Consider the following 16,852-nt stretch of genomic DNA (forward strand, 5'->3'; position numbering starts at 1 on the left):
AGTCACAACATTGTAATTTGTGCGAATTTGGGGTGCTACGGTGCGGTTTCACCGTTTAAGGTGGAGTAATCATCTGTATTCAAGGGGAAGGTCCTATTCGTGTCGACAGCTGTGCCGATTATCGCGATCATCGTGGTGTGGCTCTTCGTGCTCGCACCGTGGCTATTGGGTAGGAATAACCGCCCAATGAGCCATACCGGTGAGGCCTTTGAAGATACCCGGGTCCTCTTCGAAGGAGATTCCGGCAAGGTCGCCGGCCGGCGTCGTCCGCGCCTGCGCGCCGGCGACGTCCACCGTCGTGACGATGAGGACGAGGCGGACTACGAAGTCGTCGAGGCCGCAGACGCTGCCGACAGTGAATCCGATGCCGAGGCCACCAAGCCCTCGTCGCGCTCCGTAACTATTGCCGGTGCCGCACGCCGTGCCAAGTCTCAGCCCTTCGGTAGCGGTAGCCGTGCGTTTACTGCAGCGTCCGCCTCCACCGCTGGCGAAGAATTCACGCAACAGGCAGAAACTATCGACGGCGAATTGGTGGAAGAAGCGATTGCAGAAGAAGACGAGACTGCAGTCGACCCCCAGGCAGCTGCGATTCCTGCCTCCCAGCAGATTGATGCGGACAAGGAAGCTAATACCGCAGAGGCGGACGATGTCGATGACGTGCTCCTGGAGGACGAGGACGACGCCGCGGACGAGTCCACTGAGGACAAAGCCTCCGATGTTGCCGCCGCCGAGGCTGAGGTCTTTAGCGCCCCGGCAGTCTTCAGCGTGGCGAACGATGCCTATGCCTACGACGAAACCTATACCTCGCCGGTAGACCTCATGTATCCGGGAGCCGTTGACAAGGCCGAGGTCAATGAGGATGATTCCGTAGATGCTGCCAGCGCGGACGAGGCAGACGAGGCCGAAGGCTCCGAGAACCTAGCAGCGGCCACGGAAGCAGACGAAGCCGGCATGGATACCGACCTGTCCGAGGATGAGGTCGAGTTTGCCCAGCGTCGTTTGGGCCGCGGTGGCTGGGATCCGGTAGCGGAAAAGGAAAAGTCTGCAACGCGCTACCAGCGCCGTCAGCGCACCCTGCTGGGGCTGGCCGTGGCCGTGGTGCTCACGGTAGCCCTCGGAATCGTGGTCGGTGGCTGGACTTGGTGGTTGGCTGCCGTCGCCGGCGTGCTCACCGTGGCCTACTTGATCGCCCTTCGCTCTCAGGTACGCCAGGAACAGGCACTGATGCGTCGCCGCGTGCGCCACCTGCGCCGCGCCCGTTTGGGTGTGCGCAACGCCGAGGACGAAGAGCTAAAGATTCCGCGCAATCTGCGCCGCCCAGGCGCCGTGGTTGTGGAAATCGACGATGAAAGCCCGGACTTCGTGCACCTTCCGCTGAGCTATAGCGATGGTGAGGACGGCGACTTTGACGGCCCGCACGCCGGGCCCGATGGTTATAGCCGCCGCGATGACCTAGCGGCCCGCCGCGCTGGATAAGCGCGCAAGGCGGACTAGCTAGCAGCGCCGTGAAGCTCGTCAGCGCTCGCTGTCTGCGAGTTCGCGAGCGCGTTGTATTCCTGCGCTAAGCCATAATTCGGCACACCGCTCTCCAGCCATACCCCGGAGGTACCGCGGCGATGGGAGCCGATAAGGTGGGTATCAATCATGCCGATGGCCTCCATGAGGGCGAAACAGGTAACCGGTCCAACGAAGCGAAAGCCCTTCTTCTTGAGTTCGCGGGACATGAGCTTGGACTCGTAGCTCTTTTTCGGAATATCTTCCATCACGGTGGGGTAGAGGTTCTCCGGAGGTTGGTAGGCCCAGATGAACTCCGCCAGCCCGCCTTCCTCGCGCAGAGCGATGGTCGCCTTGGCGTTATTGATCGCGGCGCGGATTTTGGTTTCGTTGCGGATAATGGAGGCGTCGCCAAGCAAACGCTCCACGTCTGCCTCGCCGAATTGGGCGACCTTGTCCGGATCGAAGTTGCAAAAGGCTGCACGGAAGGCCTCGCGCTTCTTGAGCACCACCGCCCACGACAGGCCGGACTGGAAAGACTCGAGGCTCAAGCGCTCGTAGAGTCCAGCTTCATCGAAAATGGGCAGGCCCCATTCGGTGTCGTAATACTCCTTCAGCATCGGCGAGGACATCGCCCAAGGCGGGCGGCCCAGGCCATCATCGTCATAGACCAAGGTGGTGCGCTCTTCGGACTGCGTAGTTGGTTCGCTCATGGTGTTCTCCTTTTATCTTTTGTGCGTGGTTCCCATTGAAACAGCCCGCGCGGCCGTGGTCTTTTCCTTCCCCCGCCAAAGGGCGAATTTCCCAGGAGTATAGGTGTAGTCCATTGCCTTCGCATCGGGCGAGGGGTTCAGGGTAATCTGTTCAGCATGAATAGACCTGCCGTACGCGATGCCGCACTGCTTATTTTTCGAGCGGTCCTCGGATTGATCTTTATCGCACACGGCGTGGACAAGATGTTTATGACCGGCATGGATGAAACCGTGGGGCAGTTTTCCGCCCTAGGGGTGCCGCAGCCACAGCTTTCCGGCTATATCGCCGCCATAGGCGAGATGGCCGGCGGTGCATTCCTCGTCGTTGGTCTGCTCACCACTTTTGTAGCCGGAGCACTCGCATTGCTTATGGGGTGTGCCCTGTATTTCGTGCACTTGGGCCACGGTCTATTTGCTGCCGATGGTGGAATCGAATACCCACTGGTATTGCTGTTATCCCTGCTGATGATCGTAATTTTTGGCTCCGGTAGAGCCAGCATGGACGGGGTGCTCAGCAATGTTGACGCATAGCCAGGTCCAAGCGGCTATCTCCGCGCACATGGATGGAGAGTACTCTGATTTGTCCCAGGACGTCATTGATGCTCATCTGGAAAGCTGCGCCGAATGCCGCGCTTTCCGTGACAAGGCGGCCGCGCTATCGCGTTCATTGAGCTTTGTGGAGCCCGTGGATTCCGGCATGGCTCCGCCCACGGATCTTTCTGATGTCATCTTGGCCGGCGTGGAGCCGGAATGGCGACGTACCTCGAGCGCTCGCCAAGCCAACCTCACGGTCGCGCGCGCCGCCATGGTTCTTATGGGGGCCATCTTTGCAATCTGGGCAGTGGTGCTCATCGTGCACGCCTCCGGGCTCGTACCGTTGGGTGCGGAAGGAAAAGTTCTAGATCCCACTGCGGATCCGGAGCGAGCCAACCTGCTGATGGAGGGCGCAGCAGTGCGCTTTGGCATGGCCTGTGGTCTATTCTTCAGCGCCTGGCGCCCCGCGGCGGTCACCGGACTGCTTCCGGTATCGGCCACGATGTTTGCCTTCCTCTTTGGCTTTGGCATGCGCGATATAGCGCTGGGTACCGTAACCATTGAGCAGGTGTATTTCCTTATCGCCACCGCGCTGGCGACTCTTAGCTTGGCGTGGGCCTGGGCGGCGGAAAAGGGTTACCTCGTGCGCGCGTGGTGGAAGTCTCTTAACGCACAGCCGCAATAAACTTTCGTTCAGGCGGGGTTAGGTCCAGCTCGGCAGCCACATCATGGAGTGGTACCAGGAATCTGGAATCTTGTAGCCGTACAAAATGGGGGAGAAGTAGAAGAACATTGCCACTACCAGGGCTAGGTAGAACACGGCGGCGATGGTACCCCAACGTACGGGGCCGCCGGCCAAGCTCTTCAGCCATCCCCACCGCACAGGCCTGCCATGCCCGATGAGCTGGCCTAAAGCTAACGCAATAAGCACGATGACAAAGGGGATAAAAGCCGTGGCGTAGAAGAAGTACATTTGGCGGTCAAAGGCCGCGAGCCAGGGCAAGAAGCCTGCCGCAAAGCCCACCAAGGGGATAAGGAAGGCGCGGTTGCGGCGAATAATGAGCGACCACAGGCCCCACAATACGGCCGGGATGACCAGCCACCAGATGGCTGGGGTGCCAAAGAGGTAGAGCATCTTGCGGCATTCGTTACTGCCATCACCGCACTGCAGGTCGGTGGAGGAGTAGTACAAGATGGGGCGGGCGGCCACGAGCCAAGCCCAGGGCTTGGAATCCCACGGGTGATGGTGGCCGCCGGAAGAAGTTAGGCTGGCATGGAATTCCAAGACAGAGGAGTGATAGTAGAACCAGCCGGCCAAGGAATCAGGCAGGTTTAGCAGCCACGATCCATCCTCGATGGTGCCATCCACCTTGGCATGGCGGTACACGGCGGTTTCGGAGGCAAACCAAGCCCGCCAGGTCCAGGCGTAGAGCAGTACCGGCACGAGCACGAGGGAGGCCAGGGCAGCAGGGGTATCGCGCACCAGTGTGCCGAGGATATAGCGGCGTACCCCATAGCGCTTGCGCAAGGCAAGGTCGCTAAAGACGGACATCAGGCCAAAGAACATAATGAAGTACAGGCCGGACCACTTGACACCCAGGGAAAGGCCAAGGCAGGCACCTGCGAGGAGGCGCCACCAGCGGAATCCAAAGCGCGGACCGAAGGCGGAAGAGCCCATCCGGTCCTTCACAAACGCGTTGTGGAGGCGCTCGCGCATCTGATTATGATCGCGGGCGAGCGCCCAGGCGGCGGCTACCACGAAAAAGACTTGGAAGATATCCAGCATGCCGAACTTGGAGGAGACCAAGAGCACGCCATCAAATACGGCGATGAGGCCGGCTAGGGTTGCTACCTGCCAGGATGAAGAGACTCGGCGGGCCAGGGACATCGTCAAGAGCACGGTGGCTGCACCGAAAAGAGCCGTCATAAAACGCCAGCCCAGAGGGGAGTAACCAAAGATCCATTCGGCAAGTGCCACGATCTGCTTGCCCAGTGGTGGGTGTACCACCAGCCCATAGCCGGGGTTGGTTTCAATGCCGCCGATAAATAGGTTATCCCAGCTTCGTACCATGTCCCAGGCTTGGGGAACGTAGTGCTTTTCATCAAAGACGGGCGTGCCCTTGGAAACGGGCGCGGTAAGTCCGACAAAGCGGGTAATGAGCGCAAGGACGCCGACGACGCTAGTGCTTATCCAGTCAGCCTTGCCCCACTGATAGGCGCGGGGAGCTGGCGGAGCCACGATGTCGTGCGTGGTGCGCGATGGGGCAGCGGTAGCAATAGTCACTTGGTTGAGTCTAGGCGACAACGTAGCGCGACCGCGCATTAGAGAGTATGGAATGCTAGAGGCATGTCTGTTTTAGGTCTGGATCCACTACCGCGCGGGGTAATCCTCGCCGCCACGCCGCTGGGAAACGTAGGAGATGCCTCCGCGCGTTTAATGCATGCCTTGCAGCATGCGGACGTCATCGCGGCCGAAGATACGCGGCGCGTGCGTAATCTGGCCCAGGCCTTAGGGATCGAGATTTCCGGGCGGGTGGTGTCCAATTTTGATCACAATGAAAAGGACCGAGCCCAGCAGCTTATCGACGCCGCCGCGTCAGGCACCGTCCTCGTCGTCACCGATGCCGGCATGCCGATTATTTCTGATCCAGGCCTGTCCCTTGTGGCCGCGGCGGCCGAGCGCGATATTCCCGTGACCTGTTTTCCTGGCCCCTCCGCAGTGCCGACGGCCCTGGCGCTTTCGGGCCTGGGCGTGGGGCACTTCCTTTTCGACGCCTTTCCTCCTCGCAAGCCCGGTCCCCGCAAGGCGTGGCTGGAGTCACTGCGTAACGAAAAGCGAGCCATCGTCTTCTTTGAATCTCCTCACCGCGTGGCCGAAACCCTGGCCGAGGCAGCGGAAATTCTCGGCGCCGACCGCCCGGCCGCGGTGTGCAGGGAACTGACCAAGACCTATGAGGAAATCCGCCGCGGGAATTTGGGCGAGCTTGCCGAGTGGGCAGTAGACGGCGCTCGGGGAGAGATCACCGTGGTGATCGAGGGCGGTACGGCCGCTGCCGCTACCGCCGCGGACTTGGTGCCCAAGGCGCTCGAGCTAGCGGAGGCAGGGATGCGGCTGAAGGACGCGTGTAAGCAGGTCGCCAAAGGCACCGAGGTCTCTAATCGCGAGCTTTATGATGCCGCTTTAGCAGCCCGCAAGGACTAGTCCCCACCGTTTATTCGATTACGTCACACCCAGTAGCACTCGTAGAAGGCTTCACTAACGGGGGCTTTGTAATTGAATTGTTATAGTACTCGGGCGTGTGGGCGACTTAAAGCGGTATTTACATGGGGAAACGAAGCGTAAAATCCTTTCAAATTATCGTGGAAAATCCCTGGGAAACGGTGTTGAGCAGCGAAGTTTCTACGTGCTTCGTTTGATAATTGAGTAGTTCCGCACCACTGTATAGCTCATGACAAACTCGGAAAACATGGGCACAGGCGTGCCAGAAGAAGGAAAGGAACCGGTCGGCGCCCAGGCGCAGCCGGCCTCTGCTTCTTCGAGCGGGCAGCCTATTGAGAATTATCAGACTGTAGACGAACAGCTGGACGCACAATCTGCCACCGGCCAGCTTCAGGATATGATTCACTCCGATGGTTTCCACCCGGAGCGCTATGACGATCCTGAAGTGGAAATCGCGGCCGATCGTGACAATATGCCAATCGATTGGTCCATCGTCGGCATTGCCGGCGTACTGATTGCCGCGATCGTCGTGTGGGGCCTGGCCGCCCCGGATAACTTTGCCAACTTCTCCTCTTCGGCCCTGACCTGGGTCGTGGATAACTTCGGTTGGGCCTATATCCTCTTCGGCACCGTCTTCGTGGTGTTCGTTGTCTTTATTGCCGCCTCCAAGTTCGGCTCCATCAAGTTGGGCCACATTAATGAGGAGCCAGAATTTTCCACCCCATCGTGGATTGCCATGATGTTCGCCGCCGGCATGGGCATTGGCCTGATGTTCTACGGCGCTTCCGAGCCGTTGGCCAACTACCGTGACGGCACCCCGGGCGAGGGCACTGGCAACGTGGGTTCGTCCATGGCCTATGCCATGTTCCACTGGACGCTGCATCCCTGGGCGGTCTACGCCATCGTTGGCTTGGCCATCGCGTACTCCACCTTCCGCATTGGCCGCAAGCAGCTATTAAGCCAGGCCTTCGTGCCGCTTATCGGCGAGCGTAACGCCAACGGTGCGGTGGGCAAGTTCATCGATGTCCTGTCCATCTTCGCCACCGTCTTCGGTACCGCCTGCTCCCTGGGCCTGGGTGCCCTGCAGATTCAGGCCGGCCTGAAGGCATCCGGAATCATCGATAACCCCACCAATTCCGTGGTTATCGGCATCGTGCTGGTCCTTACCCTCGCATTCCTCCTGTCCGCGATGTCCGGTGTGGGCAAGGGCATTCAGTACATTTCCAATGCGAATATGGTCCTCGCCGCAGTGTTGGCGATCTTCGTGTTCATTTTGGGCCCGACCGTTACCATCCTGAATCAGATTCCTGGCTCCATTGGTAATTACCTCAACTACTTCACCGAGATGATCGGCCGCACCGCCGAGTCCGAAAACGGCACCGCCGGTGAGTGGCTGTCCGGCTACACCATCTTCTACTGGGCATGGTGGGTTTCCTGGTCCCCATTCGTGGGTATGTTCCTGGCGCGCATCTCCCGTGGCCGTTCCGTCCGCGAGTTCTGCCTGGGCGTCCTGCTCATCCCAGCCGGCGTATCCACCCTGTGGTTCGCTATCTTCGGCGGCACCGCTATCCACATGGAGCAAAACGGCGAATCCATTACCGGCGAGTCGGCTGAGGAAGAGCTGTTTAATCTCCTGCAGTCCATGCCCGGCGGCTTCGTTGCCGGTATTGTTGCAGCGGTCCTTCTGGCTACCTTCTTCGTCACCTCTGCAGACTCCGCGTCCACGGTGATGGGCTCCATGTCCCAAAATGGTGCTTCTACCGCTAAGCCGTGGCTCTCCGCGGCATGGGGCGCACTGACTGCCTTGGTAGGCCTGACCCTGCTCTTGGCTAATGAAGACGCGCTGTCTAACCTGCAAAACGTCACCATCGTCGCTGCACTGCCGTTCCTGTTCATTGTCGTTGGCCTGATGTTCGCCATCTACAAGGCTCTGAGCGAGGATGTCATTTACCTCGAGTACCGCGAGGCACAGCAGTTCCAGCGCAAGATGGCCCGCGAGCGCCGCCTGCACCGCGAATACCAGCGCACGCAGGTACTTAAGAAGCGCCGCAACGAGCGTCTCAAGCACCCGATGAAGCGCAAGTAATTCGCGTCCTTTGCGGTTGCTTTCATAGCGCCCATCGTTTCCTCAGCAGTGGGGAAGCGGTGGGCGCTTTGTTCTGAAAATGCGGTTCACCTGCGGGGTAATTGTCTGCCCTAATCGTGTGGGCACGAGCTGGCTTCGATACAGTAGAACCCATGACTGAGTCTGTAGTAGTAAATGTTGCCTGGCCCTATGCCAACGGCCCGCGCCACATCGGCCATGTGGCCGGCTTTGGTGTTCCTTCTGACGTCTTCGCACGTTTCCAGCGAATGCGTGGCCGCAACGTACTCATGGTCTCCGGTACGGACGAGCACGGCACTCCGCTATTGGTTCAAGCGGACAAAGAAGGCGTGTCCGTTCGCGAGCTCGCAGACCGCTACAACCGCCAGATCGTCACTGACCTAGCCAACCTCGGCCTGTCCTACGATCTCTTTACTCGGACCACCACCCGTAACCACTACTCCGTGGTACAGGAACTCTTCAAAGGCCTGTATGCCAATGGCTACATGCTCAAAGAGACCACCCAGGGTGCTATTTCGCCGTCTACCGGGCGCACCCTGCCGGACCGCTATATTGAGGGCACCTGCCCCATCTGCGGCGCGGATGGCGCCCGCGGTGACCAGTGCGATGAGTGTGGAAACCAGCTCGACCCGGTGGACCTGATCAACCCCGTATCCAAGATCAACGGCGAGACCCCAAAGTTCATTGAAACCGAGCACTTCCTACTGGATCTGCCCTCCATCAAGGATGAGCTGCAAAAGTGGCTGTCCACCCGTGAGGACTGGCGCCCGAACGTCCTGAAGTTCTCCCTAAACCTGTTGGAGGATATGCGCCCGCGCACCATGACGCGCGATATTGACTGGGGCATTCCGATCCCCGTTGAGGGCTGGCAGGACAATAACGCCAAGAAGCTCTACGTGTGGTTCGATGCGGTCATCGGTTACCTGTCTTCCTCTATCGAGTGGGCATACCGCACTGGTCAGACTGAAGCCTGGAAGGACTTCTGGCAGAACCCGGAGGCCCGCCACTATTACTTCCAGGGCAAGGACAACATCACCTTCCACTCTCAGATCTGGCCGGCTGAGCTTTTGGGCTATGCAGGCAAGGGCAACAAGGGCGGTGAGCTTCACCAGTACGGCGAGCTGAATTTGCCAACGGAAATTGTCTCCTCTGAGTACTTGACCATGTCTGGTTCCAAGTTCTCCTCGTCCAAGGGCGTTGTCATCTATGTCAAGGATTTCTTGGCGGAATTTGGCCCAGATGCCCTGCGTTACTTCATCGCCGTGGCCGGTCCGGAAAACAACGACACGGACTTTACCTGGGATGAATTCGTTCGCCGTATCAATAATGAGCTGGCCAATGGCTGGGGCAATCTGGTCAACCGCACCGTTTCTATGGCGTTTAAGAACTTCGGTGAGGTTCCAGCACCAGCAGCGCTGGAAGAAAAGGATAAGAAAATCCTGCAGCTGGCGGAAGAGACTTTCGAGACCGCCGGTTCTTTGCTGGAACAGTCCAAGTTCAAGCAGGCGATTACCGCTATCATGCACGTCGTCGGCGAAGCCAACGCTTATATTGCAGACCAAGAGCCATGGAAGTTGGCTAAGGATGAGACCCAGCGCGAGCGCCTAGCTACCGTGCTGTGGACTGCTCTCCAGGTGGTTTCTGACTGCAATGTCATGCTCACGCCGTACCTGCCGTTTACCGCGCAAAAGGTCCATGAAACCTTGGGCCGCAGCGGTGTGTGGGCAGCCCAGCCGGAGGTCCATGATGTCAAGGACGATATCCCGGTAGAGCTCGTTGGTGCTGGCTTGCCGCCAGAGGGCCATGAGTATCCGGTCATCATGGGTGACTACACCCAGCAGCAGGCAAAGTGGGAGCGCATCCAGGTAGAGCCGGGCACTGCCTTGGCCAAGCCGAAGCCGCTCATCTCTAAGCTCGACCCAGAGTTGGGCGAGACAGGCCCAGAGTGGGCGCCTGTTACTAAGTAACAGCACCTAAAACGGCCGCGTTATTGTCTCTTTTCAACAAAGAAAAGGGCATAACGCGGCCATTTCTGCATTCCGGTCAAGAAAAGGAGCACGAAATACCCGAATCCTTGCCGGGAAGGGTGGTTTAGCGCTCGAAATCGCGCTGGAGGTGCACCAAGCCGAGGCGGACGCCATCCTTGGTATGGATATTCGGCATGCGGCCGGTCTCGGTAAAGCCGAACTTCTTGTGCAGGGCAATAGAACCCTCGTTGGTATCGACGATATAGGTGATCATCGTCTGCACGTAGGCATCGTCGGCGGCAAAGTCCATGAGGGCGTCGAGAAGCTCGGAGCCCACGCCCTTGCCCTGAGCGGAGGGGGCAATGTAGACGGAATCTTCCACGGTGCCGTAATAGATGGCGGGGGTCACGAACTGGAAGTAGGCCGCCCAGCCAATGACCTCATCATCGTGCACGGCTACAAAGACCGGCGAGCCGGCCTGAAACATCTCCTTGAGCCACTCTTCGCGGTCAGAGACATCTTCTTGCCACGTGACCAGGTTAGCGGCGGGTTTCGCTGCGGAGCCGGCGTTGTAGATAGCGGTGAGTGCGGGGGCGTCGGCAAGCTCAGCAGGACGGATATGCATAGAAATTCCTTTACACCAGAAGTTGTAGGTGGGTGAGGCTCAACCAGTGATCGAACTTGTAGCAAACCTCTTTAAGAGTACCCACGTTTTCAAATCCGAACTTTTCATGCAACTTTAGTGATGCCGCATTGGTGGAAACGATGAGGGCGAGCAAGGAATGGACCTTATCATCGGCGCGGGCCGTATTTACCAAGGCGCCAAGCAACGCAGTGCCCACTCCCTGGCCCTGAGCGGCGGGGGAGAGATAGATGGTCGTCTCATAACAGCCCGTCCACACCTGCGGATCGCGGTAAGGATGGTAGAGAGCCCACCCCAGGTAGGCGCCGGAATCGGACTCCGCGATGAGACACGGGCAGCCCTCTTCCCAGATGTGGCGCAGGTAAGCCTCGCGCTCTGCAATGCTGGCGGGGCTCGCGCGGAAAATGACGTCGGTGTGTTCGATGGCCCAGTTGAGGGTCTCGGTCATAGCGGGCACATCCGCAAGGCCAGCGGGTCTGATCAACATGGCAGCCAATATTACAATTGCCTACATGGCTAAAAAGAAGCGACGTCCCACTCCCGTTCCAGCACCGGGCCTAAGCGGCCTCATCGATGCGCATACGCATCTGTTTTCTCACAAGGACACCGATGAGGTGCTGGTCAATCGCGCGCGTACCGCCGGTATTAGCCGCATGGTGACGGTGGGCGATGACCGCCGTGAATCGGCAGCGGCGCTGGCTACTGCACATTCCTTTCCGGATGTTTATGCCGCCTGTGCCATCCACCCAGTGCGCGCCAACGAGTTGGATGCACCCACCAAGGTGGCATTGGAGGAAATGGTGGCGGATCCGCGCTGCGTAGCGGTGGGAGAGACCGGCCTTGATGCCTACTGGGTGCAGCACGAGCCGGAGACCACCGCGACCATGGCCCAGCAGGAGGAATCCCTGCGCTGGCATATTGACCTTGCGGTGCGCCATGGCAAGACGCTGATGATTCACAACCGGGAGGCGGATGCGGACTTAATGCGCATTCTTGCCAACGCCCCCTCACCCGACACCGTCATGCTGCACTGCTTTTCCTCGCCGCTGAAAGTGGCAGAGGAAGCCCTGGAGCGCGGCTACGTACTGTCCTTTGCCGGTAACGTCACCTTCAAGCGCAACGCCGAGCTGCGGCAGGCGGCGGCGAAGGCGCCGGCCGGCCAGCTTCTGGTGGAAACCGATGCGCCATATATGACGCCAGAGCCCTACCGGGGCCAGCGCAATGAACCGGCTCTTATCGGGCACACATATGAATGCATCGCTCGCGTTCGCCACCAGACGGTGCAGGCGCTAGCGGCGGAGGTAAACGATACTTTTGATCGCGTTTACGGCCTGCGCTAACGCCTAGGTGACGGTTTTCACAAAAATAAAACCCGCAGGTCAACGGTGGCGGGGGTGCTTGGTGTGGCGGTTGTGTGCCCAGTGAGGCGTGTGGTGGATTAGTCCTCGACTTTATCTTGCTGTTATCGTATCGTTATTAATCGTTCGTTTAGGTTCTAAGGTCGTGCAGCGCCACCCTCGGTGCGGCAGCAGCGGATCTGAGCAAGGGAATTGCCTGCGTGGACTTCTTTGCTGACCTAAACTCTTGTAATTGTTGAAACCTGCACTACCGGAGATTTATTCAGCATGTCACCTCATCAGATCAAGCGCCTCAATAACTCCCGCTCGCTGCCACTGCGTCTGGCAACGGGTGGCGTATTGGGCACCCTGGCCGTCGGCGGCGTGGTAGCCGTTGCGGCACAAAAGGACGTCACTGTGGACATCAACGGTGACAAGGTGGAGTTGGCTACCTTTGCCAAGGACGTCGACGGCGCGCTGGAGGCAGCCGGCGTGCAGGTGAGCGAGGAAGACATCGTCTCCCCAGCTCCGTCCGAATCCGTGGGTGATGGCGATGAGATTTCCGTGCGCACCGCCAAGCCGGTGGCCGTGACCATCGACGGTGTGCAGCAGCAGCTGTCCACCACCGACCTCACCGTTTCTGACCTGCTGGGTAACCTCAACGGCGTGGTCAAGGGTGCTTCTGTGAAGTCTGGCGATGCCGACGTGGACGAGGACGCCCAGCTGGAAGAGGGCATGGACCTTGAGGTTGTGTCCCCGAAGATCGTCAAGATTAATGATGGCGGCAAGGTAACCTACACCAAGATTGCCGCTAAGACCGTTGAGGACGTCCTCAAGGCCCGCAATATCGACGTTGATGACGATGACCGCGTCTTCCCGTCCAAGGAGACCAAGGTTACCGAGGGCATGTCCATCAAGGTGGACCAGGTTTCTACCACCGTTTATGACTCGGAAGAAGAGTTTGACGCCGAGCCCAACTTTGTCGATGACCCGGAGCTGGAAGAGGGCACCGAAGAGGTCCGCGAGGAAGGTGTTAAGGGCAAGCGCGTTATTACCCACAAACTGGTAATGAAGGACGGCGCTAAGGAATCCAATGACGTCATCAAGGAAAAGGTGACCGTCGAGCCTAAGGCTGCCACCATCGCCCGTGGCACCAAGAAGGCCGAGGAGGAAAAGCCGGAGGAGGGCGGCAACTCCGGTGCTGCTGCTCCGGCGGTGGCCGATGGCTCCGTATGGGATTCCATTGCACAGTGTGAGGCCACCGGTAACTGGGCTATTAATACCGGCAACGGCTTCTCCGGTGGCCTGCAGTTCACCCCATCCACCTGGGCAGCATTCGGCGGTACTGAGTACGCACCGGAGGCATGGCAGGCTTCCCGCGAGCAGCAGATTGCCGTGGCAGAAAAGGTGCAGGCAGCGCAGGGCTGGGGCGCATGGCCGGCATGTACTTCCAAGCTAGGCCTGCGTTAAACCGCAGCGCTTCTTGGCCGCACACCCACTGTGGTGTGCGGCCTTTTTGTCTCTTCTACTAAGTTAGAAGGCATGACTAATTCCACCGGCGCCGCGCTTTTGGGCCCCGTAGAGATCCGCGCCCTCGCGGAGAAGCTCGACATCGTGCCCACCAAGAAGCTGGGGCAGAACTTTCTGCATGACCCGAATACCATCCGGCGCATCGTCGCTGCGGCGGAGCTGGATCCCACAGACCGCGTCCTCGAGGTGGGCCCCGGATTGGGTTCGCTGACCCTTGGCTTGGTTGAGGCCGTGGGGGACGTGACCGCGGTAGAGATCGATTCCCGCCTGGCGGTGCAGCTGCCCGATACCGTGGCAGAGCGCGCCCCTGGGTATGCGCAGCGCCTGCGCGTAGTGGAAAAGGACGCACTGCGCGTGACGGATTCTGATGTCACGGAGCCGACTGCCCTCGTGGCCAACCTGCCGTATAACGTCGCCGTACCGGTTCTACTGCATTTGCTGGAGACATTTCCCTCCATTCGCCGCGTGCTGGTGATGGTCCAGCTGGAGGTGGCGGACCGTCTCGCCGCCCAGCCGGGCAGCAAGGTTTATGGCGTGCCCTCGGTCAAGGCGGGCTTTTATGGCAAGGTCTCCAAGGCTGGCACGATTGGCAAGAACGTCTTTTGGCCCGCGCCCAATATTGAATCCGGGCTAGTGCGCATCGATGTCTTTGAAAATGCTCCCTGGCCGATCACCGATGAGTCGCGGGCTAATGTCTGGCCGGTTATCGACGCCGCCTTTGCCCAACGCCGCAAGACCCTCCGCGCGGCATTGTCTGGCCACTTTGGTTCGGGTGCCGCCGCCGAGGAAGCCCTGCGAGCGGCGGACATCGATCCGAAGCAGCGCGGTGAAAAGCTTGCCGTGGAGGATTTTGTACGATTGGCAGGAATCTAAATGAGTGCACCGCTAGATAACGAACCATTCGTCTACACTGCGCGCGCTCACTCCAAGGTCAATATCCACCTCGGCGTGGAGGAACCGCGCGAGGATGGGTTCCATGAGCTCGCCAGTGTCTTTCAGTCTTTGGAGCTCCATGACACCGTGACGCTCACGGACTTGGGTAATCCCGAGGTGGATAAGCCGCGCATTCAAGGCTTAAAGGTTACGGGCCCTCATGCACAGGGCGTGCCAGAGGACTATACAAACTTGGCGTGGACCGCGGTTAACCGCATCATGCAGTACCTATACACCACCCATGGGCCGAAGGCGCTGCCGGAGGTAGCGCTGGAAATCCACAAAGCCATCCCTACCGCCGGAGGCATGGCGGGCGGCTCTGCTGATGCGGCCGCCGCGCTGCGCTTAGCCGAGCGCTGCTATGGCGGCTACTACAACATCGACTCGGTGGGTGAGCCGATCTTGGATGCGCTAGGCGCGGCGTTGGGCTCGGATGTTCCCTTTACCCTGCTGGGTGGCACCGCACTCGGTACGGGGCGCGGCGAGCAGCTGACCCCGATGATGGCGCGCGGTACCTACCATTGGGCGCTCATCGCCTCGGACCGCGGACTATCTACCCCGCAGGTCTTTCACAAGCTGGATGAGATGCGAGAAAAGGGTCGCGGCGGCGAACCACACATGGATACCGCGGCAGTATCGCAGGCGCTTATCTCGGGCGACCCGCACCGGGTGGCACAGCACTTGCATAATGACCTGCAGCCGGCGGCGCTTTCCCTGCGCCCGGACCTGCGCAAGACGCTGGAGGCGGGTGTGGCCGCCGGAGCCCTCGCGGGCATTGTCTCCGGCAGTGGTCCGACCTGTGCCTTCCTCTGCGCTGGGGCAGAGGAGGCTAGGGAAGTGGTCTCCCAAGTGACGGTAGAGATTCCCGGAACCAAAGGTGTGGCTACCCATGGACCCGCCAGCGGCGCCGTGGTGCTGTAGCTAGAGCACCGTCATCTCGGTGGGCTCAATGTCGAGGTCGAAACGGTTGACTTCCTTTTCTTGGAGAAGGTCGATGACCACGAGCTGCTTCTTTTGGGCGTCGGTAATAAAGGCGTAGCCATCGGCAGCCTGCAGGATGGGCCCCGGCTGCTGCCATTCCTTATTTTCCTTCCACCTGGAGATGACATCGATCTGCGAGGTGATTTCGCCGGAATCTGGGTCGATGATGTTGAGTTTGCCGTCGGTAGTGAGCACCAGTGCCTCGCCCAGCGGGCCGCGGGCTAGGGAGCGGAACCAATAGGAAGCATCGAGGTCAACCTTCTTCGCGGAAAAGTCCTTAGTATCCACCAGGGTCACGGAGGTGGGGCGCTCGAGTTCTGCATCCTCGTCGGTCTTATTATCGGCCAGAATGACATCGGATTCCTCCGAACCGGCAGCATTGCCCGAGCGCTGGTAGCCGCCTGCGCCGGCATAGGCGGAGGCGTCCACCTTGTGGAACTTTGTGCCATCGAAGATTACAGGGCCGTCCTCGCAGCCGAAGAAGATATTGCCGTTTCCAGCGGCGGCCTCGCCGTGCACGCCTGGGCACTCGGTGGTTTCAGTAAGGACCTTGCCCTCCTTATCCAGATGCTGGATAGTGTGGCGTTCGTCCTCGGTTCCCTTGGTGATAACTACCGAGCCATCCTTCAGCGGTACAGCCACGCCGTGGTGTGCGGCGCCGGTGTCTACGGTATTGACCGGCTGGGCATCGTCATTGCCAATGTCTTCGGTCTTGTAAATCCGTGCTACGCCATCGCCATCTGAAAACAGTGCGGTAAAGCCGTCGTGGTGGACCACGTGGCCGGCATGGGGTGCGTTAATAGTGGCGTCGCCAAGCGAAGGCTCAGCGGTGTAGTAGTGGTTGTGATCGCCGTGGCCCTTGGTGATGCGCCCGGTGTCGTAGGTGAGGAAGCTATCGCCTTTGGTGACCATGACGTGGCGGTCGTCGCCGGCATCGCTCAGGCGCAGGAAGGCATTCATTTTGTCCTCGCCGATTACCTTGCCGGTCTTGGCGTCATAAGCTCGCAGACCCTCCGCGTGGGAAATGACAATGCGGGTGGGCAGCTGGGCTACCTCGGTCTCGCCCTCCTCGGCTTCGAAACCTTCGTGCGAGTGCCCGGCGTGGTCATGGCCGTGCTCATGCTCATGGTCGTGCTCGTGAGCGTGGTCCGCCTCGCTGTGCGCGTGGTCGTGGGAGTGCAGGGAGTCCTTTTCCTCTTCGGTGGGGGCGGAACAGGAGGTAATGGCTACTGCCGCGGCAGAGAGCACCGCGCAGAGGGAAAGTGTGTAATGCTTCATACATAGGCACACTATTGGACGTGAAAATCAATAGCAATAGGTTGGAGAAATGCGGGGGTATGTGCAGGGAGGTATTAAG

At 59.6% G+C, this 16,852-nt stretch carries 15 protein-coding genes; 10 read left to right on the plus strand and 5 right to left on the minus strand.

Features of this window, described 5'->3' with window-relative positions; translation table 11 throughout:
- Positions 1-99: 99 nt before the first annotated feature.
- The gene (gene sepX / locus QP909_RS08140; RefSeq protein WP_284766857.1) at positions 100-1,476 is read left to right on the plus strand and encodes a divisome protein SepX/GlpR; all 1,377 of its coding nucleotides are present in this window, start codon (positions 100-102) and stop codon (positions 1,474-1,476) included.
- A gap of 14 nt (positions 1,477-1,490) precedes the next feature.
- Here the strand turns inward: sepX and QP909_RS08145 are convergent, their stop codons facing one another.
- Positions 1,491-2,207 carry a DNA-3-methyladenine glycosylase I gene (locus tag QP909_RS08145; RefSeq protein WP_005329130.1) on the minus strand — a complete coding sequence of 239 codons (717 nt, stop codon included), beginning with the start codon at positions 2,205-2,207 and terminating at the stop codon, positions 1,491-1,493.
- Positions 2,208-2,363: 156 nt separating this feature from the next.
- On the opposite strand from QP909_RS08145, the gene QP909_RS08150 reads away from it, so the two are divergent.
- A complete protein-coding gene (locus QP909_RS08150; RefSeq protein ID WP_049379053.1) occupies positions 2,364-2,777 on the plus strand; it encodes a DoxX family protein in 414 nt (137 codons plus the stop codon).
- On the plus strand, positions 2,764-3,465 hold the full coding sequence (locus QP909_RS08155; RefSeq protein ID WP_284766858.1) for a zf-HC2 domain-containing protein: 702 nt from the start codon (positions 2,764-2,766) through the stop codon (positions 3,463-3,465). The genes QP909_RS08150 and QP909_RS08155 overlap by 14 nt, the downstream gene beginning before the upstream one ends.
- 18 nt (positions 3,466-3,483) lie before the next feature.
- On the opposite strand, the gene pmt is transcribed toward QP909_RS08155, so the two are convergent.
- The gene (gene pmt / locus QP909_RS08160; protein WP_284766859.1) at positions 3,484-5,103 is read right to left on the minus strand and encodes a protein O-mannosyltransferase; all 1,620 of its coding nucleotides are present in this window, start codon (positions 5,101-5,103) and stop codon (positions 3,484-3,486) included.
- A 24-nt stretch (positions 5,104-5,127) separates the two neighbouring features.
- On the opposite strand from pmt, the gene rsmI reads away from it, so the two are divergent.
- From rsmI to metG, 3 genes are all read left to right on the plus strand, one after another.
- Positions 5,128-5,982, plus strand: a complete 855-nt coding sequence (gene rsmI, locus QP909_RS08165) for a 16S rRNA (cytidine(1402)-2'-O)-methyltransferase (RefSeq protein ID WP_284766860.1) — start codon at positions 5,128-5,130, stop codon at positions 5,980-5,982.
- Positions 5,983-6,229: 247 nt separating this feature from the next.
- Positions 6,230-8,086, plus strand: a complete 1,857-nt coding sequence (locus QP909_RS08170; protein ID WP_284766861.1) for a BCCT family transporter — start codon at positions 6,230-6,232, stop codon at positions 8,084-8,086.
- A gap of 152 nt (positions 8,087-8,238) precedes the next feature.
- Positions 8,239-10,071: a methionine--tRNA ligase gene (gene metG / locus QP909_RS08175; RefSeq protein ID WP_284766862.1), complete on the plus strand. Its 1,833-nt coding sequence runs from the start codon at positions 8,239-8,241 to the stop codon at positions 10,069-10,071.
- Positions 10,072-10,195: 124 nt separating this feature from the next.
- Here metG and QP909_RS08180 read toward each other — a convergent pair whose 3' ends face one another.
- Both QP909_RS08180 and QP909_RS08185 read right to left on the minus strand, forming a co-directional pair.
- A complete protein-coding gene (locus QP909_RS08180; protein ID WP_284766863.1) occupies positions 10,196-10,696 on the minus strand; it encodes a GNAT family N-acetyltransferase in 501 nt (166 codons plus the stop codon).
- A 10-nt stretch (positions 10,697-10,706) separates the two neighbouring features.
- Complete coding sequence (locus QP909_RS08185) at positions 10,707-11,201, minus strand: GNAT family N-acetyltransferase (RefSeq protein WP_284766864.1); 495 nt, start codon at positions 11,199-11,201, stop codon at positions 10,707-10,709.
- Here QP909_RS08185 and QP909_RS08190 point away from each other — a divergent pair.
- The 4 genes from QP909_RS08190 to QP909_RS08205 all read left to right on the plus strand — a co-directional run bounded on the left by QP909_RS08190 (position 11,200) and on the right by QP909_RS08205 (position 15,435).
- Positions 11,200-12,054, plus strand: a complete 855-nt coding sequence (locus QP909_RS08190; RefSeq protein WP_284766865.1) for a TatD family hydrolase — start codon at positions 11,200-11,202, stop codon at positions 12,052-12,054. The two genes, QP909_RS08185 and QP909_RS08190, sit on opposite strands and share 2 nt — an antisense overlap.
- Before the next feature lie 285 nt (positions 12,055-12,339).
- Entirely contained in the window at positions 12,340-13,521 is a 1,182-nt protein-coding gene (locus QP909_RS08195; protein WP_284766866.1) for a resuscitation-promoting factor, read from the plus strand.
- Positions 13,522-13,593: 72 nt separating this feature from the next.
- Complete coding sequence (gene rsmA, locus QP909_RS08200) at positions 13,594-14,454, plus strand: 16S rRNA (adenine(1518)-N(6)/adenine(1519)-N(6))-dimethyltransferase RsmA (RefSeq protein WP_284766867.1); 861 nt, start codon at positions 13,594-13,596, stop codon at positions 14,452-14,454.
- A complete protein-coding gene (locus QP909_RS08205; RefSeq protein WP_284766868.1) occupies positions 14,455-15,435 on the plus strand; it encodes a 4-(cytidine 5'-diphospho)-2-C-methyl-D-erythritol kinase in 981 nt (326 codons plus the stop codon).
- On the opposite strand, the gene QP909_RS08210 is transcribed toward QP909_RS08205, so the two are convergent.
- Positions 15,436-16,773 (minus strand): hypothetical protein, encoded by a 1,338-nt coding sequence (locus QP909_RS08210; RefSeq protein WP_284766869.1) that lies wholly within the window; start codon positions 16,771-16,773, stop codon positions 15,436-15,438. It lies immediately after the preceding gene.
- Positions 16,774-16,852 lie beyond the last annotated feature (79 nt).

Origin of the sequence: Corynebacterium sp. MSK195 (assembly GCF_030228885.1) — a bacterium.
Lineage (GTDB): Bacteria > Actinomycetota > Actinomycetes > Mycobacteriales > Mycobacteriaceae > Corynebacterium.